22 protein-coding genes are annotated in these 26089 nt (G+C 55.9%); 16 read left to right on the top strand and 6 right to left on the bottom strand.

The genetic code is table 11. The features are described 5' to 3' along the window. Nucleotides 1-101: 101 nt before the first annotated feature. The 5 genes from CPH65_RS14325 (at nt 102) to CPH65_RS14305 (ending at nt 6305) form a co-directional block, all read left to right on the top strand. On the top strand, nt 102-1439 hold the full coding sequence (locus CPH65_RS14325; RefSeq protein WP_096174269.1) for an MATE family efflux transporter: 1338 nt from the start codon (nt 102-104) through the stop codon (nt 1437-1439). Continuing rightward, nucleotides 1436-2398 (top strand): S9 family peptidase, encoded by a 963-nt coding sequence (locus tag CPH65_RS14320; RefSeq protein ID WP_096174266.1) that lies wholly within the window; start codon nt 1436-1438, stop codon nt 2396-2398. The genes CPH65_RS14325 and CPH65_RS14320 overlap by 4 nt, the downstream gene beginning before the upstream one ends. Before the next feature lie 146 nt (nt 2399-2544). Further along, nucleotides 2545-3438, top strand: a complete 894-nt coding sequence (locus tag CPH65_RS14315) for a DMT family transporter (RefSeq protein WP_157747703.1) — start codon at nt 2545-2547, stop codon at nt 3436-3438. A 106-nt stretch (nt 3439-3544) separates the two neighbouring features. Continuing rightward, nucleotides 3545-4507, top strand: a complete 963-nt coding sequence (locus CPH65_RS14310; RefSeq protein WP_096174261.1) for an alpha-1,2-fucosyltransferase — start codon at nt 3545-3547, stop codon at nt 4505-4507. 166 nt (nt 4508-4673) lie between these two features. After that, nucleotides 4674-6305, top strand: coding sequence for an alpha-D-glucose phosphate-specific phosphoglucomutase (locus CPH65_RS14305; RefSeq protein WP_096174258.1), 1632 nt, complete (start codon nt 4674-4676; stop codon nt 6303-6305). Nucleotides 6306-6384: 79 nt separating this feature from the next. Here the strand turns inward: CPH65_RS14305 and CPH65_RS14300 are convergent, their stop codons facing one another. Continuing rightward, nucleotides 6385-7545: a methyl-accepting chemotaxis protein gene (locus CPH65_RS14300; protein ID WP_096174255.1), complete on the bottom strand. Its 1161-nt coding sequence runs from the start codon at nt 7543-7545 to the stop codon at nt 6385-6387. Nucleotides 7546-7613: 68 nt separating this feature from the next. Next, complete coding sequence (locus tag CPH65_RS14295; protein WP_096174252.1) at nt 7614-8165, bottom strand: PAS domain S-box protein; 552 nt, start codon at nt 8163-8165, stop codon at nt 7614-7616. 481 nt (nt 8166-8646) lie between these two features. Here CPH65_RS14295 and CPH65_RS14290 point away from each other — a divergent pair, with 481 nt between their 5' ends. After that, complete coding sequence (locus CPH65_RS14290; RefSeq protein ID WP_096174250.1) at nt 8647-9561, top strand: MBL fold metallo-hydrolase; 915 nt, start codon at nt 8647-8649, stop codon at nt 9559-9561. 48 nt (nt 9562-9609) lie between these two features. Here CPH65_RS14290 and CPH65_RS14285 read toward each other — a convergent pair whose 3' ends face one another. Together CPH65_RS14285 and CPH65_RS14280 are read right to left on the bottom strand one after the other, a co-directional pair. Continuing rightward, nucleotides 9610-10497, bottom strand: a complete 888-nt coding sequence (locus CPH65_RS14285; protein ID WP_096174247.1) for a DUF1499 domain-containing protein — start codon at nt 10495-10497, stop codon at nt 9610-9612. 193 nt (nt 10498-10690) lie between these two features. Beyond that, nucleotides 10691-11278 carry a flavodoxin family protein gene (locus CPH65_RS14280; RefSeq protein ID WP_096174245.1) on the bottom strand — a complete coding sequence of 196 codons (588 nt, stop codon included), beginning with the start codon at nt 11276-11278 and terminating at the stop codon, nt 10691-10693. Nucleotides 11279-11416: 138 nt separating this feature from the next. On the opposite strand from CPH65_RS14280, the gene CPH65_RS14275 reads away from it, so the two are divergent. From CPH65_RS14275 to CPH65_RS14240, 8 genes are all read left to right on the top strand, one after another. Beyond that, nucleotides 11417-12415, top strand: coding sequence for a LysR family transcriptional regulator (locus CPH65_RS14275; RefSeq protein WP_096174243.1), 999 nt, complete (start codon nt 11417-11419; stop codon nt 12413-12415). A 17-nt stretch (nt 12416-12432) separates the two neighbouring features. Further along, nucleotides 12433-12930 (top strand): GNAT family N-acetyltransferase, encoded by a 498-nt coding sequence (locus CPH65_RS14270; RefSeq protein WP_157747702.1) that lies wholly within the window; start codon nt 12433-12435, stop codon nt 12928-12930. A 403-nt stretch (nt 12931-13333) separates the two neighbouring features. Next, nucleotides 13334-15397, top strand: a complete 2064-nt coding sequence (locus CPH65_RS14265) for a bifunctional diguanylate cyclase/phosphodiesterase (RefSeq protein WP_096174239.1) — start codon at nt 13334-13336, stop codon at nt 15395-15397. Nucleotides 15398-15568: 171 nt separating this feature from the next. Further along, entirely contained in the window at nt 15569-17356 is a 1788-nt protein-coding gene (locus CPH65_RS14260) for a PhnD/SsuA/transferrin family substrate-binding protein (protein WP_096174236.1), read from the top strand. Continuing rightward, on the top strand, nt 17353-17970 hold the full coding sequence (locus tag CPH65_RS14255) for a response regulator transcription factor (protein ID WP_096174234.1): 618 nt from the start codon (nt 17353-17355) through the stop codon (nt 17968-17970). The genes CPH65_RS14260 and CPH65_RS14255 overlap by 4 nt, the downstream gene beginning before the upstream one ends. Nucleotides 17971-18157: 187 nt before the next feature. After that, the gene (gene dsrO, locus CPH65_RS14250) at nt 18158-18919 is read left to right on the top strand and encodes a sulfate reduction electron transfer complex DsrMKJOP subunit DsrO (RefSeq protein WP_096174231.1); all 762 of its coding nucleotides are present in this window, start codon (nt 18158-18160) and stop codon (nt 18917-18919) included. Further along, nucleotides 18919-20034 carry an NrfD/PsrC family molybdoenzyme membrane anchor subunit gene (gene nrfD / locus CPH65_RS14245; RefSeq protein WP_096174228.1) on the top strand — a complete coding sequence of 372 codons (1116 nt, stop codon included), beginning with the start codon at nt 18919-18921 and terminating at the stop codon, nt 20032-20034. The genes dsrO and nrfD overlap by 1 nt, the downstream gene beginning before the upstream one ends. 11 nt (nt 20035-20045) lie before the next feature. Continuing rightward, nucleotides 20046-23120, top strand: coding sequence for a molybdopterin dinucleotide binding domain-containing protein (locus tag CPH65_RS14240; RefSeq protein WP_096174226.1), 3075 nt, complete (start codon nt 20046-20048; stop codon nt 23118-23120). Nucleotides 23121-23210: 90 nt separating this feature from the next. On the opposite strand, the gene CPH65_RS14235 is transcribed toward CPH65_RS14240, so the two are convergent. Further along, a complete protein-coding gene (locus CPH65_RS14235; RefSeq protein ID WP_096174223.1) occupies nt 23211-24080 on the bottom strand; it encodes a transglutaminase family protein in 870 nt (289 codons plus the stop codon). A 337-nt stretch (nt 24081-24417) separates the two neighbouring features. Here CPH65_RS14235 and CPH65_RS14230 point away from each other — a divergent pair, with 337 nt between their 5' ends. Beyond that, nucleotides 24418-25368, top strand: coding sequence for an IS481 family transposase (locus CPH65_RS14230; protein ID WP_096174221.1), 951 nt, complete (start codon nt 24418-24420; stop codon nt 25366-25368). Here the strand turns inward: CPH65_RS14230 and CPH65_RS23950 are convergent. Further along, nucleotides 25365-25514, bottom strand: a complete 150-nt coding sequence (locus CPH65_RS23950) for a hypothetical protein (protein ID WP_157747701.1) — start codon at nt 25512-25514, stop codon at nt 25365-25367. The genes CPH65_RS14230 and CPH65_RS23950 overlap by 4 nt on opposite strands. 2 nt (nt 25515-25516) lie before the next feature. On the opposite strand from CPH65_RS23950, the gene CPH65_RS23945 reads away from it, so the two are divergent. Beyond that, complete coding sequence (locus tag CPH65_RS23945) at nt 25517-25918, top strand: hypothetical protein (RefSeq protein ID WP_157747700.1); 402 nt, start codon at nt 25517-25519, stop codon at nt 25916-25918. The last annotated feature ends 171 nt before the right edge of the window (nt 25919-26089 follow it).

Here is a 26089-nt window from a genome sequence, read left to right as displayed (position 1 = left end):
TCGCTCCGACCTTATTGTTTTGAACATTGGAATCGCAGCCAATTTATCCTAATGTCCTGCTCACGCAAGCCAATTGACGTTGCAAGGTCTCATCAAAACCCGTGACAAACGCCTCCCCCCCACAAGATCTCTTTGATCGTGGCACTCCGTCGATCCTGCGGCTCGCCGGGTATCTGTCGCTTTCAGGGCTGCTGGCCACTTCTGCGATTCTCATCGATGCCAACATGGTGGCGCCTGTCGGTGACGAAACACTTGCAGGCCTTGGTCTGTGCGCCGGGCTCTACGGGGTTTTCATGGCGCTTTTGTTCGGCATGGGATCAGCCGCACAAATCCTTTTGACGCGCGCCTTCGGAGCCGGGGACACCGCGCTGTTCTACAGCCGACTGTTTCGCATTCTGGCACTCGGACTGGCATGCAGCCTCGTTCTTGTGCTCCTGTTCCGCTTCAATATCAATTTTCTGGTCGATCATCTGGCGACCACATCTGGCGTCGGCTTTGCCGCCAAGCGCTATCTCGAACTGATGGTCTATGGCTTGCCGATCAGTTTTGCCGCCTATCTTCTTTCCCTTTCATTTGACGTCAGGCGGCAGGCCAAGAGAGAACTCAAAGGCTATATCATCGAGCTGCCGATCAACGTCATTCTCAATGCGCTTTTGATCTATGGTTGGTTCGGAGCGCCGGAATTGGGCGTCAAAGGCGCGGCCGTGGCGACACTTGTCAGCCAGAGCGCCCGTCTTTGCTATCTGATCGGCCTCACGGTCATCGATTTCCGCCAACAGGATGTCGGACGGACATCAATCGATCCGCAATCTGAACGAACGATCCTTGTGCCGGTGACCCTCAACGTCGCTTCGCTGATCGTGGGCTCGCAAGCCTATAATCTGTTGTTCTCGCAGTTGCCCTATCTGTCCTTTGCAGCCCTTGCATTGATGGTTCCCTGGCTGTCGGTGTCTAATGTTCTGGGGCGGGCCGTGGCGCTTTCGGCCACCATCTCTTGTGCTGATTTGCCCTCGGGCAGCCGCAAGCTGGACAATACCATTGGTGCAATCCTCAAGGCGCTCAAGATACTCGCGCCGCGCCTTGCGCTGATCTTTGTTGGCGTGACACTGGTAGTCGGCGGTGTGAGCTGGCACATCTCAAGCGCTGTACGGATCAATTTCATGCTGCTCATTCCGTTTGCCGGATGTATGGTGATTATCCGCACAATATCGGTGACGATCGGCGCTATCCTTCGGGCAACCGGTTGGCCACGCTGGGTGACGCGGGTTCAAGTCGGTTTACAATGGGGGGTTGGCCTGCCCCTTCTGCTTGTTCTGACCTTGTCGTTCGACCTGTCTATCTATGTGGCTTTCAGCGTGCTTTTGCTTGAAGAAACGATCAGAGCCGGTATCATGTGGCGAAAATTGTCCCGCACCACCGACACCCGGATATCTGAATGATCTTCGTTTCTGCGCGGCCTGTCCGCACACTGCTCCGGACCGGCTTACGGCTCGTCACGGGATGCTCTCTTTCTTCCGTTCTAGCCGCCCTTTTGATCGCATGCTTTGCGGTCATCGCAACCGCCACTCCCGGCCATGCGCTTCGCCTCTCGTCCTACAAGGATCGCCTGTTCCGCTATCCCGGCATCCTTGAAAGCAAGTATGGAGGCGACCTCGTTCTCGTGGATTACGACGTCGCACGCGACATCAATGAACGGGATGAAGTCCCGGTTCGCAAGGTGAAGAGCTACTATGTCTCGTTCAAGCCGGGCCGCAGCCGAGTGAGCCGCGGGTTTAGCGTGAACGGGCGCGGCCTGAAATATGAAGCGGTCGGGAACACCGATGGCGGCGCGAACATTATCGTTGTCTACCTTCATGGCAAGGGTGGCAATCGGCATCAGGGCATCGACGACTGGAGCTTTGGCGGGAATTTCAATCGCATCAAGAACCTGATGGCGCGAAACAGCGGGCTTTATATCTCGCCTGATTTCTCGGACTTTGGATACCGGGGCACAGAGGAGATCAAGGCTCTCATCCTGAGCCAGAAAGCCAAGTCACCAGCCGCACGCGTCTTTGTTGCCTGCGGCTCCATGGGGGGAGAGATTTGCTGGCGGCTTCTGTCCGATGCGCATATGTCGCCGATGCTGGATGGGCTCTTGTTGCTGGGGGTCGCGCGCAATGATTCTCTTTTCTCCTCTCCTGCCTTTCAATCGGCCGACAATGCCATTCCTCTTTATATCGGGCATGGCACATGGGATAGCGCCTTCCCCTGGAAAAGCCAGCTTGATTTTTTCGAGACGGTGAAGAGCCTCAAACCCGGCTATCCAATCCGACTGGCCCTCTTCAAGACCGGCAAACACGGCACGCCGATCCGGATGGTTGACTGGCGCGACACGCTGAACTGGATGCTGGCCCAGTAGGCTGCGCGCCCGGTTTGCACGGACTTTTCGTCCGGGATGCGCCTGCAGGCGTGTTTTTACGCTTTTGCCCGGGTTCAAAGTGTGTAAAGGAATTGAAGCCTCCCCTTTCTCCGGCATTTGCCGGCACCTCTCGTCAAGTGCATCCGATGAAGACCAATCAGACCATCCTCGCCTTCGCTCTTCTTGCCACAGCAACGCTGGCTTGGAGCGGCAATATCGTCATCGGGCGCGCCGTCCGCGCCGACTTGCCGCCTCTGGGCATGTCATTCTGGCGCTGGTTCCTGTGCTGTCTGGTATTGCTGTTTTTCACCGCGCCGAAGTTTCCGGCCAATTTGCCGATCATCAAGCGAGAGTGGAAGCTGTTGCTCGTAATGTCGGCGCTTGGCATCGCCACGTTCAATTCCTTGCAATATTATGCTCTTCAGACCACCACAGCAATCAACGTCACACTCATACTCGCAACCAGCCCAGCGCTGATGGCGCTGTTTTCGGTGCTTTTCCTCAAGGACCGGATCGGCTGGTCACAGATCACAGGCATCATCATCTCGTTTATCGGGGTCGCGATCGTGATCACCAATGGCAATTTGGCGCGATTGCTGGAGGTGACGTTCAGGGTTGGCGATCTCTGGATGCTTGCAGCGGCGCTTGTCTGGGCGGGCTATTCTATCACAGTAAAAATGCGCCCTGACGATCTGGATCCGCTGGTCATGCTGACGCTGATCACAGGCACGGGCGCAATTCTCTTGCTACCATTCTACATTTGGGAGAGTCTTGTTTTCAAACCGATGCCCATCAGCCCGCTGTCGCTCGTGACAATCGCATATTTGACGTTCATTGCCTCGCTTCTGGCCTTTGCCAGCTACAATCGCGGCGTCAGTCTGATTGGACCGGCAAAGGCTGGCGTGGCCATCCATCTGATGCCGGGCTGGGTTGCTATTCTCGCCTTCATCTTTCTGGGTGAGCGTCTTCAAAGCTTCCATATTCTGGGGATTGCATGTATTGCTGTGGGCATAGCGCTCAACAGCCGCCGATCGCGTTGATTGATACGCGCTGGGCGCACATTCGGCGACCCGTCTCAGAAGGTGGACAGAGGTGACCAGATACGCTAGGAATTGAATAATCCTCAAGACCTGCCGAAGGCGACGAATGCTCACTGTGAATCATGGTACCCATGCCCGCCGCCCGACCTGCCTTGCCGATATGGAGCAGGTGGATATCGATCAGGATTCGGTCCAAAATTACATTTGCTCCCAGATCAATGCCGGTCTTGGCAACCAGATGTTCTTCTACGCAGCCGGGTTTGCGCAAGCCAAAAGGCTCGGCCTTGATCTGGTCCTCTTCGTCAAATCAGCGAACAAAATTGCCCACACCGAGTTTGGTCTTGATATCTTCCCGATCAGCGCAAAAATCTGGCGTATAGAACAACGCAATAGGTCTCGAAAACTCATTCGACTGATCAAGAGGGAACCAAAAGGCTTGTCACTGATAGACCTTTGGCCGGGCACCAGTTTCGTCGATATGAGCTCTGCCTACAATCCCGATATCGAGACGATCTCACCGGGCTGCTGTCTGCAAGGAAACTTCTCCTCAGAGCGCTATTTCAGTGATTACAGCGAAGCAATCCGGCAGGAATTCTCGCTTGCCTATCTCCATGAGGAATTGGATACCGGGCTGCTCGCGGACATGCAAACGCGACCGACGGCGTCAGTCCACATCCGGCGAGGAGATTATCTCAATAACCCGGAGAATTTGAAGGACTTCGGCATTCTTGATGCTTCCTACTACGAACGGGCGCGTGCACTCATTGAGCAACTTGTTCCAGAGTGTCAATTCCTTATTCTCAGCGACGATCAGGACGCCGCGAAGAAATTGACGGATCACTGGCCCCGTCGCCTGATGCCTGAAGGTCAGGAACGCGCCCATGATTTGGCATTGATGACCCTTTGCAATCATCATATCGTGGCCAACAGCACATTTAGCTGGTGGGGAGCGTGGCTCAATCCGTCTCCGAGTAAACATGTGATTGCGCCACGCAACTGGTTTTCGCGTTCAAAGATGCAAAATCACTTCATTGACGACATTTGTCCAACTGGCTGGCTCCTGATCTAGAGCCACCCCGCTTTGAGTTTGTCGGGTTTGCATTACAAAAACTTCGCATTCTCACCCCCAAAGAGGCGATAAAATGCATTTCTTCGTCTCCAATTTGATTCAAATCTATGTTCGCTTTGCAATGTGAACGATAAGCTTGCCAAATATTCGACCTGGAGTCTGCAAAATGAAAATCGATACCATTTCCTGCAAGCCCATCGCAGGCCAGAAACCCGGCACATCCGGTCTTCGCAAGAAGACACGGGTTTTCATGGAGCCTGGATATCTTGAGAATTTCATTCAGTCGGTGTTCAACGCGATCGACGGAGCGCAAGGCAAGTGCTTCGTGGTTGGTGGGGATGGCCGTTATTTCAACCGCCAAGCCATTCAGAAGATCCTGAAAATGGCTGCAGCCAATGGCGCGGCGAAAGTCATCGTCGGGCAGAATGGGCTTTTGTCAACGCCCGCGGCATCGAACCTTATCCGGAAATACAAGACCGACGGCGGGCTCATTCTATCCGCAAGCCATAACCCCGGCGGGATCGACGAGGACTTTGGCATCAAGTACAACGTCCCCAACGGCGGGCCAGCCCCCGAGAATATCACAGCGGCGATTTATGATCAGACCTGCTCCCTTAGCGAATACAAGATCGCAGACGAGCCGATAATCGATCTGGGTTCGATTGGTGAGCGCAAGATGGGGGAGATGATTGTCGATGTCATCGATCCGGTTGCCGATTACAAGGCGCTGATGGCATCTCTGTTCGACTTCGTCCATATCCGCAACCTCTTTGCGGGTGGTTTCACAATGGTCTTCGACGCGATGCACGCGGTGACCGGTCCCTATGCCAAGGCAATTCTTGAAGGGGCTCTCGGGGCGCCGGAAGGCACTGTCATCAACGCCATTCCAAGCGAAGATTTTGGTGGAGGGCATCCCGATCCAAACCCGGTCTGGGCCAAGGGATTGATGGATCTCATGATGTCGACCAACGCGCCCTACCTTGGTGCGGCATCAGATGGCGATGGCGACCGCAACATGATCATCGGTCGAAATGCCTATGTCACCCCGTCCGACAGCTTGGCAGTTCTTGCGGCCAACGCGCACTTTGCGCCAGCTTATCGCGAGGGACTTTCGGGCATTGCGCGTTCCATGCCAACCAGCGCTGCCTGTGACAGGGTCGCAGCCAAGATGCATATCGGCTGCTACGAGACACCGACAGGATGGAAATTCTTCGGTAATCTGCTGGATGCTGACAAGGTCACCATTTGCGGTGAGGAAAGCGCCGGCACCGGCTCAAACCATGTGCGGGAGAAAGACGGTCTTTGGGCGGTTCTTCTCTGGCTCAATATCCTTGCAGAGCGGCGCGAACCGGTGAAGGATATTCTGCTCGATCACTGGAAGCATTACGGCCGGGACTACTATTCCCGCTATGACTACGAAGCCATTCCTGCTGAAGACGCCAACAAGCTCGTAGACGACTTGCGTGCTCAGCTCGACAGCCTTCCAGGCAAGAGCTTTGCAGGTCTGAAGGTCACCAAGGCCGATGAATTTTCCTACAATGATCCGGTCGACGGCTCCGTTAGCACCGGTCAGGGGCTCAGGGTCTGGTTCGAGGGCGACGCCCGCGTTGTCTTCCGCCTGTCCGGCACGGGCACGGAAGGCGCGACCTTGCGGGTCTATCTGGAGCAATATGTTGACACCCATGGGAACCACACTCAGGATCCGCAGGTAGCCCTTAAGGGCGTTGTCGCCGCAATGCTTGAGATGACCGACCTTGGCAACCGCATTGGGCGAACAGAACCGAACGTCATCACCTGATCCGGCCTAAGATCTGAAAACAGCAAAACGGCGCTACAGTGTGTAGCGCCGTTTTTTCTTGCACCCACCACATTATTTTCTATCCGACCCGGCGCACCTCGACGAGGAACTCGAGCAATTCCTTGCGCAGGGTATCAAGGCTTTCTTCCTTTTCGGCCATACGCTCGGCAACTGTCAGGACGTTCTTCGCTGTTTCTTCGGTCGCTGCGGTCGCTTCATTCACTTCGGTGATGCCGGAGCTGACATGCCTCGTGCCGTTGGCTGCCTCTTCCACATTGTTGGCGATTTCCCGCGTTGCCGAGCTCTGCTCTTCAACGGCCGCCGCGATGGCAGCAGAAATCTCGCTCACCCTTTCGATGGTTGCGGAAATCTCATCGTTGGCCCGAACAGCGCGCGATGTGGCGGCCTGAATGCCGTCGATCTGCTTGCCGATCTGCTCGGTCGCGTTTGCAGTCTGTGTCGATAGGCTCTTGACCTCTTGCGCAACAATGGCAAAACCCTTGCCCGCTTCCCCGGCCCGAGCTGCCTCAATGGTCGCGTTCAGTGCCAAGAGGTTGGTCTGGGCGGCAATGTCCGATATCAGTGCAATGACATCACCAATTTCCTGCGACGCGGTGGCGAGACCGGAGATTTCCCCGCTCATATCGCGCGACTTGTCAACGGACTGATGCGCAATGTCGGAGCTGGTCACAACCTGTGTGTTGATCTCGGCGATGGAAGCGCTCAGTTGCTCCACGGAGGACGCGATAGACTGCATGTTGGTTGAGGCCTCTTCCGCCCCGGAGGCTGCCACGAGGGACTGCTCCTTGGCGCTGTTCGAGGCGTTCGACACTTGTTGGGACGATGACTGCAGCTCGTTGATCATTGCGGTCATATCTCTGATGATCGTATCCAGATCGGTTTCGAACCGTGCTCCCATTTCGCAAAAGCCATCGTGACGTGTCTTGATCTGGTAGGTCGCCTTGTTGATGCTTTCTGCGGCGGACTTGAAATTGCCGATCATGCCCTTTTCGGCAATCAGGCGAAAATGCTGGTTTCTGGATACATAGTCCAGACAGGCCTTGGATTCTCTGATGTAGGCATCCGTGCGGTCGATCATTTCGTTGATGGCATCCATCAACTCAGCGGTCTCACCACGCTCCGGAATATTCAGGATACGGGCTTCGAAGTCTCCACGAGCAACCGCTTTGCAGACCTCAATGGCTTGTCTGATCGAAGCCTTTTTGCTTCCAAATTTCATAGATGCGTACCCCAAAAAATCCTTAAAGTCGTTGTGACAGTCCTGCCCTGTTTGCCGCCATCACCACGTCAACGAAAACCGCGTCGCCGGCGCTGACCGAGAGTGACGATAAACTCCGTGTAATCCACGCCCTTTTCGACCAGAATTTCGTTCATGGCCTTTTCGCTTGCCAACAGGCCATCCTTGCGATTGGTATGCTTATCTTCAATCGACTTTAATTTTGCATAGAGAGGAAAGACGTGGCTTTCCAGAATTTTGCGGTCCGGAACACGGCGATTGGAGTGATACCCTACCACCTTACCATCGACACTCAGGCTTGGCGTGACATGCGCGTAGACCCAATAATTGTCTCCGTTCTTGGAGCGATTGTTGACGTAAGCGAAGATTTCATTGCCCGTCTCTATCGCGCCCCACAGCACCTTGAAAATGCAGCGCGGCATTTCAGGATGTCGGATCATGCTGTGAGGCTGTCCCAGAACTTCCTTTTCGGTATAGCCGGATAGATCGAGAAAGAGACGGTTGGCGTAGGTCAGGCGCCCCTTGAGATCTGTCTTGCTGACGATGATGTCATCTGCATCGAAGTATCTTTCGACACCGGAAACGTAAACTGACTGTCCCATGGATAAGCAGCACCTGACAAATAGTTATGATCAAAATTTTCTTTATCCAACCATAGCTCACAAAGAAGAGACTCAACTATCTTCTATCCTTGCCACACCAGGTTAAAAGACAATTAAACCAAAGCTTGTACAAATCATCAAAACACTAAATACAGCGACCACCCTTGCTCAAAACTCCATTCACTTATTAAAGGTCTGGATCTTTACACTATTTCGGATTTCAAATTTGGACTCATGTTCAATATTTTTGCGGCAAAAACCAGTCATCCCAAATTGAATATTGGTTGATGCTAGGCAGAATAGCGAAGCGGTTTTCTGATTAATAGTACCTAAGCATATTTACGCAATTTAGTCTTACATCGAATAAATGTACGGCGCAGATGAAAATACACCACTATTTGAAGGGCATAGGGTTATCTGATAGGAAATGGCATCACCGCGCCAGACGCGACTGACGAAATTTGAAAGGCAACGACATTTCATGGCCAAGCTGAGGTTCAACACCACGCCCCTCACCGATCATGGTTCCGCGATCGAATTGGCACCGGGGGTGCGGCGCGTGACGTGCAACAATCCCGGCCCCTTCACCTTTTGTGGCACCAACAGCTACATAATCGGTGAAGGCGATGTCATGCTGCTTGATCCCGGCCCTGTGGATAGCGTGCATATCGATGCGCTGCTTGCTGCCACCAAAGGCGAACGCATCGACAAGATACTGATAAGCCACACCCATGCGGATCATTCGGCGGGCGCGAAATTGCTGCAGGACCGTTGCGGCGCCCCCATTTATGCAGAAGGGCCGCATCGCGACTCCCGCCCGTTGCATCTGGGCGAGGTTAATGCACTCGACGCGTCCAGTGACCGGGATCTTGTCATTGATCATCAGATCAAGGATGGCGACCAGATCAACGGCGATGGGTGGGCGCTAACCGTTCTGCATACACCCGGCCATGCCATGAACCACCTGTGCTTTGCCTTCACGGATGGAACGGGCCTGTTTTCCGCCGATCATGTCATGGCCTGGTCCACCTCGATTGTTGCGCCGCCGGATGGCTCGATGGCAGACTATATGTCCAGTCTGGACCGCCTGATCGCGCGGAATGATCCGGTATTCTGGCCGGGGCACGGGGATGTGCTTGAAGACCCGAAACCGTTTCTTGCAGGACTGAAGGCGCACCGGGTGCAAAGAGAAGCAGCGCTTGTTGATCGTCTCACAGCGGGCGATGAGACCATCGCGGAGATGGTTGCGGTGGTCTATCGAGATGTTGATCGATCCCTACATGACGCTGCCAGCCTGTCGATGTTCGCCCAGCTCGAGTATCTCATGGCGCAGGAGCGCGTCGTGTGCCTTGACGAAGCCCCTACCCTTTCGGCGCGCTACAGGCTGGTGGACTGATCCCGCATGATATCGCCGTAAAGCATTGTCACGAAGCCTTACGCTGCCTTAGCTGTTCGCGGCGTCATCGTTGATCAGATCAAGAGGCTTGGGTCGCGGCATCGGCCCCAGTTGCAGCCTGCGTTGACGCTGAATTTCTTCGAATTGCAGCTCAAAGGCCGCTATGCCCTGAGCGACCCTTTGTTCGACCGAACTGAGGAAACCGGTAATGCTGTTGGCATTGCGACCGAGATCGTGCGGCCCCCACAGGTTGGCGGATCGCATGTCCAGTATGGTCGCTTCTTCGCCATCTGGACGCAACCGAATGGCAACAACATAGCGCAAGCCCGTGATGACGGAGCGGTAATAGGCCTCAAAGCGGCTTCCGTCGGCGGACAAAGCATGGTCGGTCGCAGAAATCAGCTTCCATTTCTGCTTGGCAAGCTCATCGGCAACCAGAAGATAGACGACTTCGATGGGGTGATCGATCCGGATGCTGGCAAGCTCCGGATAGGCGAGCGCCTGCTGCTCTCGCTCGGCAAGGCTGACCACATCAAGGCTGTTGTCGGCATCTTCACGCATCTGCCATGCAGTCTCGAACTCGGGCGGGTCAATCGGGTTGGTAGAGAGATCGGAAAAGGCGGGGCGCGTAAAATAAAGATAGGCAAGCGCCAGTGCGGGCAAGATCACCACCATGCTCCTGAGCACAGTGCCGATAATGCGCTGTCCGCCAACCTGCCCTTCGGACCAGATGGCTGGAATGGCTGCGAGACCGACAAGGATCGACAGCAACGCCAGCACCAGCGATGCCCCGAAACAATAGACCGCCAGGGATGGGTGGATGCCGCCAAACCGCATCAAAAGAAAAGACAGAATGGCTACCGGAATAGTCAGGCGCGACAACCACAATGCCCAACGGGCCAACCGGGAGGTTTTAAACTTGTAGACCCCTGCCATTTCAGTCGCTTTTCCTCGAACGCAAAATTTGGGCACGCTTCGAGCGCCGACGGGCGGCGCAAATCTGTTCGTGGATCAGCATAAGTCCAATCGTGGACAATCTCAATTCTTCGCTGTGCTCCCTTGGAAATAAAAAAAGCAGAAGGCATCAACCCTCTGCTTCTTTACTGTTTGTGAGCCAAACGAAGCTTGATTAGGCAGCAGACGCCCAACGCTTGGCGCTGGCCGCAACGTTCGCTCCGAATTTCTCTGCGGTGCGATGATCGGTGGACTGCGGAGCAACGTCCGGGCCTTCATCAGCGTTTGCCTGCGCCATCAGGCCGGTGGCGGCGCCGAGGCGGTTGAGGTCTTCGATGCTGGCGGTTGAGCTGTTGTTGCCCGGAAGCATGCCGAGCGGAACCCAGATCATGCTGTGCTGTCCTGCAAAAATCTGAAGCTGGGTCAGGGTGTTGAGTTTGTCGCCAGACTGCGAGCTGGATACGGTGAACCCTGCTGCGACCTTGTCTTTCCAACCCTGCGTAAACCAGACCTTGGAGCTCTCGTCCATGAACATTTTGAACTGACCTGAGACCGAACCCATATAGGTGGGGCTACCGAAGACGATGGCGTCGGCGGCGGCCAGAACGTCCCAATCCTTGTCCTGATCGTCGGCCTTGATCATCGTGACCTTGACGCCTTCGACGCTTTGCACGCCCTTTGCAACGGTGTTGGCGATGGATTCAGTATGGCCATAGCCACTGTGATAGACGATAACGACAGATGTTTCGCTGGTTTCGGACATCCGGAATTCCTTTTTGATTTTTCGCTTCTGGTGAGCGGTAAATTTTCTAATTGGCTTTTGGATCGGGAGGAGATCCAACTGGTTCGCCACAATAGCCATTGCTCTTATTAGGGCAAATGCATTATAAACATCGGTATCATGAAGAATATCGATTACTTGTCCCTTGACGGTCGCTCGCTCTACATGCTCAAGCTGATCTACGAGCACAGATCCGTTACGGAAACCGCGCGCATCCTTGGCGTTACCCAGTCATCGGTCAGCCATTCTCTGGACCGGCTGCGCAGCCTGTTGGGCGATCCGCTGTTCATCAAGGTTGGCCGCTCGATGGTGCCGACCGAACGGGTGGAGGCAATGGCCCCCGAAATCGATCAGGTGCTCGAAAATTTCGAAGCTCTGTTTCACCAGACCGAGTTCGATCCGTTCAAGTCCAAGGACCGGTTTTCTATCGTCTGCAATGACTTCGAGCACGACCTGATTGTCCCATCCATCTTTGAACGACTGAAACGGGAAGCCCCCGACAGCACCCTGCGCACCCATCAGCAACTGTTGTCGGGGAACATGCATCTCAAGTCGGGCATGGCCGATCTGGAGCTTTGCCCCTTCCCGCCTGAGGATTCCTCGGACATTGTGGTCACCAAGCTGTGCTCGGACCGCTCGATCACCTATTATGATCCCACGCAGCGCGATGCCCCTTGCACCGTTGATGAGTTCAGCGCATCGGAACATGCCATCCTTGCGTTCGGCAACAACGAGACGACCAACATCGACCAAGCGCTTGGCAAACTGGGCCACACGCGCCGGGTTGCCTACATCGGTCCGACCTTCAACTCCGCAGCCATGGTCGTGCGCGGAACCCGCATGCTGGTGACGGGCCCATCCCGCATGGCCTCCACGATCTTTCGGGATCTGGCATGGGTGGAGACGCCGTTTGAACTGGAGCCGACCCACTTCTATATGGTCTGGCACGTGCGCAATCGACATTCGCCACGCCATAAATGGTTCCGGGAGTTGGTGAAGTCTGTTGCCAGAGATCTGCCCGAGATTAGCGAGGCCTGCCAGCTGGTTCTGGCCAAACAGCGCGAAATGGCCGAACTGGACAGTGACACTCTTTCTTCTGCTTCTTCTGTGGCAAGCTAACCATGGAGCGACTGGCGATGGGTAACGTGCTCATTCGCGCGGCAAAACGGTCAGACTACGAAGCTCTGGCGCAGTTGCAACTGGACAGCTGGCAAACAAGCTACAACCGATTTCTGCCCGCCCGCTATCTTCATGATCAGGCGCCCTTGGATCTGATGGATCAGTGGCGAAACATGCGCCTTAAGGCGGATGACTTCATTCTGGTTGCCTTTCGGGATGACCATACTGGCCCTGCGGGGTTCCTGTCCGTTCGCTGCCGCCCGGCCCCCTTCATCGACAATCTTCATTGCGCGACAGCCATCCGATCAAGAGGAACCGGTCAGGCCCTCATGCAAGCAGCCTTTGATCGACTGCGTTCGAGAAACAAGACATCTGCATCCCTGAGTGTCCTAGTCGGCAACGACGCAGCTAAGCGTTTCTACCTGCGACTCGGCGCAACTCCGGGCCGGGTGTGTCGGGAAGTGATAGGCGATTATCCCGTCGATACGGAATATATGCACTGGGCAAATTTTTAGTTGTGAACACCTTTGCCCCCAACCATTCACAATACAGTTTATGATTGTAAATTTTATTATTTTTCTACCAAAAGTAGGAATTTTTCAGCAGAACATATAGATAATTACCTAGGCATTGATGCACAAATTGGAAGTGTTACTTACGATATCAAAAGCCTCAAATGCCCGAAAAGAGGTGCTTATTTTTTGCAAGTTATTCAACACTAGCAAGTTAAGTTTTTTTTTACAGCTTAACGGGTTTAATGGGGTCGAAGATACAACCCGATTTCCGTTTTGCTGAATTGCTCGTCAGTTAAGAAAAGAACTGGGCGGGTGAGTAGGGGACACAGCAAGACAAGCAAAAAGTCGCGGTGAGAACGATATCAGGGAAGGGACCTAATCGAGAGGTTAGGTGTACGGTAATATGTCCCAAGGTCAACCCAGTGAGGTGACGGTGAATCTAGGCCACTCCGATTTGATGGAATTGGCCGTTCCCTTATGGATATTCGACGTCGACAAAGCGCAGGTCGTCTGGGCCAACGAAGCCGCACGGCTCCTTTGGCAGGCGTCCACTCTTGACGAGCTCTACCAACGCAACATGCAAGCAGACATGAGCAGCGGGATCGAGAGCCGGCTCAAGCAGTACATCACAGCCTTCGAGACAACCGACGAAACCTTCCGCGAGCTCTGGACCCTCTATCCGAACGGCGAGCCGGCAACCTATCAAATTGCGTTCCGTGGCTACCACCTTCCCGACGGGCGCGTCGGCCTGCTCTGTCAAGCCAATGCGGAAGAGGACCATGTTCCGAACAAGATGCGGAGCGCGGAAGCTCTCAACCACATACCGATCAGCATATCCCTTTTCACGCGCGATGGTGCGCTGCTTTATGCCAATACCGAAGCCAATCGCATCTATGGCTGGGGAATCCGCCCCCTGACTGCTCTGATTAGCAAAGACAAGGCTTTCGCCGCGGCGCTTGCAACGGCCGAAGAAAATGATATTGCCGTGATGACGTGCCGGATGCTCACACTCGATGGGGTGCGCTGGCGTGAAATCTCGATCCGAGCCTGCCGCGATTCTGTCAGTGGTGTTCCGGCGTACATTCTCTCCGATATCGATGTGACGGACCAGAAACTGCAGCAACAGAAGATCTCCTATCTTGCCCATCACGATATGCTGACGGGGCTGCACAGCCGGAATTATGTAAACCATCATTTTCCGGAGGTATTGGCAAAGGCAGGCCAAGCTCAAAAGCGGCTGGCCTTGCTGCTGATCGATCTTGATGACTTCAAGGCAATCAATGACACGCTTGGACATCTGTCAGGGGACGGGTTGCTGATCCATGTCGCCCGTCAGCTCAAGACCTCGATGCACGGCAAGGGGCATATTGCCCGCCTTGGCGGCGATGAGTTTGCGATCCTGATACCGTTCGAGACAACAGAAGAGCTCGACTTTTTCTGTAATGACATCATGTGTGCCATCTCGTTCGAGACGAAGCTGAATGGTCACCTCCTGAACACCCAGGCCTCCATCGGGATCAGCCTGTTCCCCGAACATGGCACGACGCTGCCCGAACTCATGCAGCATGCGGATCTGGCGCTGTATGAGGCCAAAGACAATGGCCGCAAGACCTTCCGCTATTACCGCCCTGCCCTGCAGCAGGCTGCCGTTCTCAAACGCACATTGGAAAAAGACCTTGATCGGGCGATCAAGGAACGAGAATTCCGGCTTTATTATCAGCCTCGCGTTGATTGTATCTCGCAGAAAGTTCTGAGCGTCGAAGCCCTCATGCGCTGGTATCGCCCCAATCAGGGTGTCGTTTCACCCGCTGTCTTTATCGAGGTGCTGGAAGAAACCGGCATGATCCATGACGTCGGAGACTGGATCACCATGCAGGCCGGATACGATCAGCAGATTCTCAATGAGAATGGCTATGACATTCCCATCTCGATCAACGTGTCGCCGGAACAGTTTGCCCATCCGCAATTCGTCCATCGGCTGCGTAACAATCTTGGCCAGACCGGATGTTCGCCAAGCAAGATCGAAATCGAAATAACGGAAAGCATGCTCATGGGGCATGGCTATGATGCGAAAGCGGTGCTGAAGGATCTGCGCAAGGCCGGCTTCTCGATTGCCGTGGATGATTTCGGCACCGGTTATTCCAATCTCGCCTACATTCAATCCTATCCAATTTCAAGCCTGAAGGTGGATAGCTCCTTCATCCAGATGATCGAAGATCAGTCTCCGGTGGTCAACATGATCCTGTCCCTGTGCCGCCTCCTTGGTATTTCCGCCGTCGCGGAAGGGGTTGAAACCATTGATCAGTTGGCATGGCTACAGCTCAACCACTGTGATGAATATCAGGGCTATCTCTATTCCAAACCCCGGCCGCTTCACCAGTTGCTCCACCTGCTCAACAACCCGCCCCTCTGGGCGAAGGATGGCATGGTGATCGGGTTCGAGGAGCAGGATCTCGCCTGGGCCTGACCTAGCTGGCCCGGTCCCAGGATCCGGTCTCGAAATCCGGTCATCGCTGTTCCGTGGCAACTGCGATATGGGGCATGACAGCCCCACCCAAATGCACTAGGCTTTGTCGCGAACAGGCATGTCATCCCCTTTCCTGCCCATTCCTTCTTCAAGACGCCTGCCGGACCGGACATGTTGAGCCATCGCCTTCTCTCTCTGCTCATGGGACTTCTGATATCCGTTGTCTGGCTCTCAGTGCCCTTTGCAAGGGCAGACGAGCAGGCCGTGAAGCGGATCGGCGTTCTGGATTTTCTTGGCGGCGATCATTCCCTGAGACATTGGGGGGCAACGGCGGCCAGTCTTGACGCTGCCTTTCCTCAACTCTCCTTTGAACTCGTCGCGCTTGATATCGATGGCCTCGACAAGGCGCTGGCCGAAAACCGGCTCGACTTTGTCATCACCAATCCGGGCAACTATGCCGAGCTGGAATATCGCTACCACATCAGCCGCATCGCCACCGCACAGGAGGATCAGCCGGTCGCGTCCACATTGGTGACCAACAAGGGTTACAAGGATCTGGCGGATCTGGTCGGCAAGCGTCTGGCGGTCGTCACGCCAGAAGCCTTTGGCGGATTTCAGATCATTTGGGCCGAGATGGACAAGGTCGATCCGTCTCTCTCCCGCCGCGTCGAGGTGGTTGCTACGGGCTATCCGATGCAAAAGGCGGTGAACGCCGTCCTCTCGGGAGACGCTGACGCAGCGGTTCTGCGCACCTGTACGCTGGAGTATTTGCAGGCGGAGGATCCGGATCGCTATGGTTCGCTGCATGGCTTTGGCCTCGTTGAAACGGATGAGACTGACTGCGTGGTTTCCAGTCCGCTGTTTCCAAATTGGCCCTTTGCCAAGACACGCAAGACAGACAGCGAGCTTGCCAAAGAGGTCGCGGTCACCCTGATGAGCATCAAGGAAGGCAACCTCTGGACCGTTCCCCTCGACTATCAGTCCGTCCATGCTGTTCTGCGGCGTCTTGAGATCGGCCCCTATGCCCGAACAGGGCTCATTTCGCTTGCCGATTTCATCGAGGACTACAGCGAATGGCTGTTGTTGATCGCCTGTGCCCTGATTTTCTGGGCGATCTATTCGGTCCGGATCGAAAATCTGGTACGGCGGCGGACACGGGCGCTTAACGAAACCAATGAACAGTTGGTGCTGGAAATCGCCGAGCGCAAACGCGCCGAGGAAGCCGACCGGATGCACAGGCGAGAGCTCGAACATGTGGCCCGCCTGTCCATATTGGGCGAGATGGCGACATCCATCGCTCATGAATTGAACCAGCCGCTGGCGGCCATCTCGAATTATGCTCAGGGCTGTGCCATGCGCATCAGCACCGGGCGTTTCACGCAGGATGACATGGAAGTCGCCAGCAACGAGATTGCCCAACAGGCTGAACGGGCGGCGTCCGTCATCCGGCGTATTCGGGCCTTTGTTCGCAACAAGGAAAGCCAGAAGGTAACGGTCGGCATTGCTGGCCTCATCGCCGATTGCGCTCCGGTCTACGAGGCCTCGGCCCATCGGGCCGGGGTGGCGGTCGAGGTGACCATCGCACCGGGCCTGCCCACCATTGAGGCCGACCGGATCCAGCTACAACAGGTCATTCTCAATCTCGTCCAGAACGCCATCGACGCCATGATTGACGCCCCCGCAGACCAAAAACGCGTGCGACTGAATGCCCGGCGAGCAAGTGGCGACGCTCCGGGGATCGTTCTTTCCCTTCGCGATTTTGGCCATGGCATGGATGAAGAAGGCCTTGGGCATTTTGCCGAAGCCTTCTACACCACCAAGGAAAATGGCATCGGCCTCGGCCTTGCCCTTAGCCGCTCGATTGTGGAAGCCCACGGCGGCACCATGCGCGCCGAGGCACCAAGCGAAGGGCCGGGCCTTGTGGTCATACTCTTTTTGCCGACAGGAGACGCTCCATGAACGAAGATGCCGTCATTCATATCGTTGATGATGACCGCGCCGTCCGTGAAGGGCTCGGCTTCATGCTCTCCTCGCTCGGCCTTGGCATTCAGACCCATGGCTCGGCCATGGACCTGCTCGACCGCCTTGATGACGCGGTTATTGGCTGCATACTGGCCGATGTGCGCATGCCCGGCATGACGGGACTGGAATTGCTCGATGAGCTGAACCGGCGCGGCTGTGCTCTGCCGGTGATCATTATCACCGCCCACGCAGACGTGCCCATGGCGGTCAGAGCCATCCAGTCCGGAGCGCTCGACTTCTTTGAAAAGCCGGTCAATGGCATGGCGCTTGTCGAACGCATCAATGAAGCTCTGAAAACAGCCCGTGCCAGCGCTGGCGACGCCCAGAAAAAGGCTCAAATTGCCGAGCGCATCGCCAGCCTCACCAGCCGTGAGATGGACGTGGCCCGCGCTGTCATGGATGGCAGACAGAACAAGCAGATTGCCGCCGATCTTGGAATCAGTCCCAAGACCGTCGAGATTCATCGCCATAACCTGATGGCCAAGATGGAAGCGACCACCACGGCCGACCTGGTGCGACAGCTTGTCACGGCTGATTGGCCCCAAGATTAGGGGTTAGCCCCTAAAGCCATTGGGTTTGCTCTGATTCACTCCTTATCGCTCTGCTCCTAGGCTTGGTTCAAGATCAGGCCAGCCCTCCCGCACGCTCTTATCAAGCGTGTTTTGGTGGCTGGCACATCAAGGACCGAGAGCCTTTCGCGCCACTTAACGCAAAAGGCCTTGAGCGAAAGGACCAACCATGGACACCACACGCCGCCACTTTCTGGGATCGGTCGGCCAGGTGACGATTGGCGCTGCGGCCACAGTTGCCGGAGCCAAACACGCCAACGCCAAGACCCCTTCACCCGACAGCAATGACATCCAATCCCCCCATTGGGGCATGGTCGTCGACCTGCGCAAATGCATCGGCTGTCAGGCCTGTACCGTCGCTTGCGTGATGGAAAACGCCGTGCCGGAGGATGCCTTCCGCACCCATGTTTCCGTCTATGAGGTGATCAAGGACGGCGGCGATCCTGCCATGGTGATGCTGCCGCGCCTGTGCAATCACTGCGACGAGCCACCGTGCGTGCCGGTCTGCCCTGTCGAGGCCACCTACAAGCAGGAAGGCACCGGCGAAGTGCTGGTTGATGCCTCGCGCTGCGTTGGCTGCGCCTACTGCGTTCAGGCCTGTCCCTATGACGCTCGGTTCATCAATCATGAAACCCAGACAGCAGACAAATGCACCTTCTGCTTTCACCGCACACAGGCCGGGTTGCTTCCTGCCTGCGTCGAGACCTGCGTTGGTGGGGCCCGCAATTTTGGCGATCTCAACGATCCCGACAGTTCGGTCTCAAAGCTCCTCAAGGAAAACACGGTATCTGTCCTGCGCCCCGAAATGCACACCGATCCCAATGTCTATTACATCGGGCTGGATGAAGCCCTCAGCGGCCGGGTCGCAGGGGAAGCCGCCTACAGACCGCCACTGACGTCCGAACTCGAACATCACGGGGAGAGCCGGTAATGCAAATTCAAGAACTCGTCGGAGCCGTTCACGAAGCCGCATGGCTTCCCTGGGCGGTCCAGTATTTCTTCCTCATCGGTATGTCGACCACGGCCCTCTTCATGACCTTGCCGGGGTTCGTTTTCGGCAAGACGTCTTTCCTGCCCATGGCAAGATTGGCCCTGATTACAGCGGTGACGACCGGCATTTCCGGCCCCGTTGCTCTTCTTGCCGATTTGCATCAGCCGTTCCGCTTCTGGGAATTCTTCGCTTACACCAACGCCAGCTCCTGGATGGCATGGGGATCATGGATCGTCGTCTCCTACGTCACCTTGCTGCTGCTCTACACCTGGGCGGTTCATCGTCCGGCGCTTTATCGCTGGGGCAATGAGGACTGGCGCTTTGCGTGGCTTTACCGCTTTCTCGCCTTTGGCAGCAGCGCGAACAGCTTTGCCCGTCCGCTCGGCCTTGCTGCCTGTCTGTCCGCACTTGGCATTTTGACTTACACCGGCGCCGAAGTTGCCATCGTCCATTCCCGTCCCTTGTGGAACACACCCCTCCTGCCCGTGCAGTTTGCTGCCACCGGTGCCGTGGGTGCTCTTGGTGTTATGCTGGTTCTTGGCCGCCTGCTGGGGTCTGGTTCCGATTGCGAATCACGCATGAACCGATTGCTCGCCACGTGTCTGGCTTTTGTCGGCGTGCTTGGTGCCCTCTGGTTCGGTCTGGCCCTTTCTGGTCTCAGCCCCGTCCATGCAGAAGCGCTCGCCTCGGTTGCCGGGTTCCCTGTCTGGCAGATGATCGCGATCTGGGCGACGCTCGCCATCGCTCTGCCCTTTGTCATCGCCTTGATCTCTCCGGCCCATACGGGATGGATCACCGGCATCATCGCCATTCACGCGGCATGGATGTTCCGCTGGACCGTCTTCATGGGCGGCCAGGCTGTCCCCAAAGTCGGGTCAGGTCTTTATGACGCCCTGATGCCCACTGGCATCGACGGCATGATGGGCGTGATCGGCACGTTCGGTCTTTGGATCTTCCTGCTCATCCTCTACACCACCTTTGTTCCCTGGGCCGAAGCCGAGACGCCTGTCGCGCCTTCCCAAAATCATTCCGCCCAACCGGTCCGCACAGCCTGAGGAGAAAATCCATGTCTACACGCCGCAACATACTCAAGGGCGCAGCCGCCATCGGAGCCTTTGGCGCGTTCGCTGCAGGCTATGCCGAACCCGCCAGCAAACTGGTCAAAGGCAAATGGTCAGGCAAGGTGCCGCGCAAAAATGTAACGGGCGACGCCCCGGAGCCGGAATATACCGTCAGTGCCAATGGCGATATCACACTCAACCCCGATCAAGCCATCAGCTACGCCATGTGCATCGGCTGCACCACCATGTGCGGGGTGCGGGTGCGGGTCGACAAGGCCGCCAACAAGGTCTTGCGTGTTACCGGCAATCCCTACAATCCGCTCAGCACCACCGAGTTTCTGCCCTATGAAACGCCTGTGAAAGACAGTCTGGTCGCGCTCGCCCATGCAGGTGCGAACGACGGCCAGCTGCGCCGCTCCACCGCTTGCGGACGCGGCAACGCAGTGCTCGAACAGCTCGACAATCCGCACCGTGTCCTCAAACCGCTCAAGCGGGTTGGTCCACGCGGCTCAGGCAAATGGGAAACCATCAGCTTTGAACAGCTCGTCGAGGAAGTCGTCGAAGGCGGCGACCTGTTCGGAGAAGGCAAAGTTGCCGGCTTGCGCGAGATTCGCGATCTGGAAACCCCGATCCGGGCCGATGCGCCGGAAATGGGGCCCCGTGCCAATGGGGTCGTGATGCTCAGTTCGGTCAATGATGGCCGCGACAACATGAACATCAGGTGGCTCAAGAAAAGCTATGGTTCAACCAACTACGCCCGCCACGGATCTTATTGCGGCGGCTCCTATCGCTCCGGTTCGGGCGCCATGTTCGGCAACGTGAAAAAGATGCCTCATGCCAAGCCCGACTTTGAAGAGGCCGAATTCATCATCTTCATCGGCACGGCGCCGGGCAATGCGGGCAATCCGTTCAAGCGCATTGGTGCGTTGGTGGCCGAAGCACGCAGCGAGGGCAAGCTTGATTATGTGCTCGTCGATCCTGTGCTCAATCATGCCCAGAGTGGCCCGGCAGGCGACCGGTCCCGTTGGCTGCCCATCGTGCCGGGCACCGACGGGGCACTCGCCATGGGAATGATTCGCTGGATGTTCGAGAATGACCGCATCAATGCGGACTATCTCGCACAGCCCTCCAAGCCAGCCGCTGACAGCGCCGGTGAAGCCAACTGGACCAACGCCACCCATCTGGTGATCACGGATGAGGACCATCCGCGCATGGGCAAGCTCTTGCGCGCATCCGACATGGGGCTAGAGTTTGATGGTGAGCCCTATTCCGATGCGGATGCCTATATGGTCGCGTCGGATACTGGTCCCGTGCCGGTTGGCCCGAATGCTGCACCGCTGTTCTTTGACGGCAAAGTTGAGGGCAAAGATGGACCGCTTGCGGTGAAGACCTCCCTCACCTTGCTGCGCGAGGAAGCAATGAGCCGCAGCTATGAGGATTATTCTTCTGCTTGCGGGATTCCGGTCGCCTCGATCACCGACCTGGCCGACAAATTCACCAGCCACGGACGCAAGGCCGCAGTGAACAGTCATGGCGGCATGATGAGCGGATCGGGTTTCTACAATGCCTTTGCATTGATGATGCTCAACACGCTGATCGGCAATCTCAACTGGAAGGGCGGCACCCTGATACTGGGCGGATGGTATCCGGACACCAACGGTCCGGCCTATGATTTGGCCAAGGTGAAGGGCGGCGTGAAACCCAAGGGTCTCCCCCTTGGCCGTAATGTGCCTTACGAGAAAACCAGCGAATTCATAACCAAGAAGGCGGGCGGCAAGCCCTTCCCCGCAGAAGCGCCTTGGTATCCCAACGCACCGGGGCTGGCGACCGAATGGTTCTCGGCCATGGTCAACGGCTATCCCTACAACATCGAAGCGCTGATCCTGCGCAATGCCAATCCGGTCTATGGCATTGCGGGCATTGACCATCTGGTCCCCAAACTCAAGGATCCAAAGGTGGTGCCGCTCATCGTCTCCATCGATCCTTTCATCAACGAAAGCTCCGCCCTTGCGGACTATATCGTGCCAGATACGGTGATGTATGAAAGCTGGGGGTTCGTCAAACCGTGGAACGGAGTGCCAACGAAGATCACCACCGCCCGCTGGCCGGTGGTCGAGCCCAAAGTTGCCCGCACGGCGGAGGGCGTGCCGATCGACGTGGACATGTTCCTGATCGCCACGGCCAAACGCATGGGTCTTCCCGGCTTTGGTGACGAGGCCATTCCGGATGCAGAAGGCACCATGCATCCGCTCAACCGGCCCGAAGATTTCTATTTACGCGGTGCGGTCAATGTCGCCACGGTTGGCGGCTCGAGCGTGCCGGATGCCAGTGACGAGGATCTCGAAGTAACAGGCGTCACCCGCATCCGCTCCGCACTGGAAGATGTACTCAAGCCCGGCGAATGGCGCAAGGCCGCAACCATCTATGCCAAGGGTGGGCGCTATGAGAATAAGGATAAGAGCTATAAAGGGGATCTGGGCAGCCACGCCTTCAAGAAACCAATGCTGGTTTACAACGAAGGCATTGGCAGCACACGCAATGCCATGACCGGCAAGCGATCCCCCGGCGTACCGAGCTGGCGTGAGGCCGAGTTTGCCGACGGCAGCAAGGTGGCTGATCTCTATCCGGCGAGCGAATGGCCGGTGAAGGTCATCAGCTTCAAGTCACCGTTGCAGAATTCCTACTCGGTCGGAGCCAAGTCTCTGCTCAGGATTGTGTCGAGCAATCCGGTCAATGTCGGCCGCGACCTTGCCGCGTCTCTTGGCATTGAAACCGGTGACAGGGTTCGGCTCACGACGCCGGGTGGCCGTTTGGAAAGCGTCGCGGTGGTGCGAGAAGGCGTTGCTGGCAACACTGTGGCCATCGAGCACGGCTTCGGGCATCGCGGTTTTGGCGGCAGCGACATCACCATTGATGATGAGACCCTGCCTGCGGATCCGCGTCTTGCGACTGGTGTGTTGCAGAATGACCTTGGTCTCATGGACCCAACCCGCAAAGGCATGCCCGGCGTCTGGGTTGACCCGATTTCGGGTGCTGCCGTGCGTCAGGGCCTGCCCGCCAAGCTGGAACGCCTCTCCTGAGTTTCCTCCAAGCCCCTGCCCTTCGATCCCATCGCGGACCGGGGGGCTCCCAAGCATCGGCCCCTAGCCTCCAGCCTCATGCCTCAATTCTCATGCCGCGCTGATAACAGAGACTTTCACCGCCATATCGATGAAGTCGTCATTTGATCCCTGAAAACTGCCTGATATCGGCGCAATTTGGCTAATACAGCGCCCAACAGCGACCGCGATGAGATGACCGGAGCCGACGGCGCGGTTTGTGGGATCAAAAGAAATCCAGCCCGCTCCAGGCACATAAACCTCAACCCAAGCATGGGACGATCCCTCGCGATCAGAACCGGTCAGGCTCTGTTCGGGATCAAACAGATATCCCGAAACGAGCCGCGCGCCCAAGCCCAGAGACCTGACGGCCTCGGCAAACAGGACGGCGAAATCGCGGCACGAGCCAGATCGGCAGTTCAAGGTTTCGATCGGGCTTTGCGTTCCCTCGGCATCCCGGGCTTGGTAAGTGATTTGCTCGAAGACGCCGTTGGCAATGTCTTTCAGCAACGACAGCGTGTCGGTCGGTCGCGTCATGACAAAGCCTTCGGTCCAAGCCGCCAATTGGCCTTGCGGGTCCGCATATTGCGGCAAGGACAGAGCGCCAAGATCGGTCAATTCGTCGCTGGAATAGAGAAAGGGAAAATTGATCGCCGATGCAGCGATATCGAACACGGGCCAGACCGGCGCGGACAGGTCAACGACAGCCCTGCTCTTGATGAGCAAGCAGTCACTCGGTGCGGAAACATCGACCGAGGCGATCGAGTTGCCGGCAACATCATGTGCCCAACCGATATTCGCTTGAGGGGTCACGTCAATATCGAATGAAATCAAACTGAGATCGCGTGTTTCGCGTGGCCGCACCATCAATCTGTGTCTGCTAAGCCCTACCGGCTTTTTATAGCGGTAAGTCGTGTCGTGTTGGATCGTCAATCGCACCATCGAGTTTCCTTACACTCCGCTGATCGCAGGGGATTAGGCCATCACCATACAGGCTGAGCTCTGATTTTCCTAAGCTTGATTGGAACACACACTCTCTCTTTTGGTTGGTATCGCCGGTCACACGATCTCGCGGATGCCGCAACGAGCCAGTCCTGCGCTTGATGAACAATGGCAGGGGCAAAGGTAAGGGAAGGCCGGTTGCAGTTTTTGAGTTCATCGGGTGTCGTGACAAAAAATGCCGTGGTAGCAAACCCGTCAGCGGCAACTTTTTGTTTGGCTGATGTTTGATCCCATGCTTTGATGGTGCACCTTTCTCATTTGAATGGAGGGAAGCACTATGGGCCAAGTTCTACACGGCAGCGCCACGACGACAGAGGCAGTCCGTCGAGCAATACAAAATAGTCAAGAGAGCCTGAGAGTGCTTTCCAAGCGATACGGCATCAATCAGAAAACGGTCGTCAAGTGGAAGACGCGCACCTCACAAGCGGACTTAAGAACCGGACCGAAGGAGCCACGTTCGACTGTGCTTTCGCGGCAAGAAGAAGCGACCATTGTCGCCTTCCGCAGGCATACCTTGTTGCCTCTCGACGACTGCCTTTATGCACTCCAGCCGACAATCCCGCATCTGACGCGCTCTTCACTGCACAGATGCCTGCAACGACACGGAGTTTCGCGACTACCGAGTGTCGAAGGCGACAAGCAGCCAAAGAAGCGTTTCAAGAGCTATCCGATCGGCTATTTCCATATCGATATTGCCCAGGTACAGACAGCTGAAGGCAAGCTCTATCTCTTTGTGGCTATTGACCGGACTTCCAAGTATGCCTTCGTTGAACTCTATACCAAGGCAGGAAAGATGAATGCTGCACAGTTCCTGCGCAATCTGGTCGCCACTGTGCCCTATACCATCCATACTGTTCTGACCGACAATGGCATCCAGTTCACCAATCGGTCTCGCGATCTCCATGAGTTCCAGCACATCTTTGACCGGGTCTGCACTGGAAACGGCATTGAACACCGCCTGACAAAAGTGAAGCACCCATGGACCAACGGTCAGGTCGAGAGGATGAACCGGACTATTAAGGATGCCACCGTCAAACGGTTCCATTACGACGATCACGAGCAACTCCAGAAGCATCTGGCTGTTTTCATAGATGCCTACAACTTCGCTAGACGATTGAAGACGCTAAGGGGCCTGACCCCATACGAATTTATCTGCAAAAAGTGGACAGAGGATCCGGAAAGATTCAAAATGAATCCGATCCATCAAATCCCGGGACCGAACAGCTAGACCCCTGTCGCAATCATGCAGAAGGGTCGCTTTTTCGAGCCTGCATAGCTGATGCCGTGAGCCTCGAGTACGCGGAAAACCGAATCATCCAGCGTGGACCAAACCATAACCACTGCACTCAGCTTTTTCCCGGAGATGGATTTCATGAATGCGTCACACGCGTCCTGAGCACCAAATCCGGTTTCACTCAGTACGCATGTTCGTCGCTCCGGCTGACTACGCAATAGGATTTTTCTATTTCTTTTTTGGAAAACCGGCAGGCTTGGAACTCGCCATTTGCTTTTCAAATGTGCTGGTATCCGCAGTCTTGGCGGTTTTGTCTTTTTTGGGCTTGCGTGCTTCCTTGTTGCTGCGTTGTTGTTTCTTGGACATGGAATTAAACCTCACAGTTGGGGACGGTTTGAAACGTCCGATTTCACATTTTAGGTGCCGTGAAACTCAGGGTGCGTTCGATACGGCCCTTAAATTTCTTTATTTGTTTATTTTCGAATTTTTAAATTCAACAAGATCTGACGGAGCGTCTGCTCAAGCGACCAGCATCAAATTCTGAATTTTCAGGATAGTGACATCACACCGCGCGAAAGGTTCGTGCTCAGTCTTAAGCATGCATTTTTCAATGCATGTGATTCCATTTGTATGCGCTTTAGCTGGCTGCCGGATGAACCCTCAATTCAAAGAGAAAGGGTCGAACCCGGATGCCTTTTCGTGGCTGACAGTCCGC

Source organism: Cohaesibacter sp. ES.047 (assembly GCF_900215505.1).
Taxonomy (GTDB): Bacteria; Pseudomonadota; Alphaproteobacteria; order Rhizobiales; family Cohaesibacteraceae; genus Cohaesibacter.
This window is presented reverse-complemented; position numbering and strand designations above follow the sequence as displayed.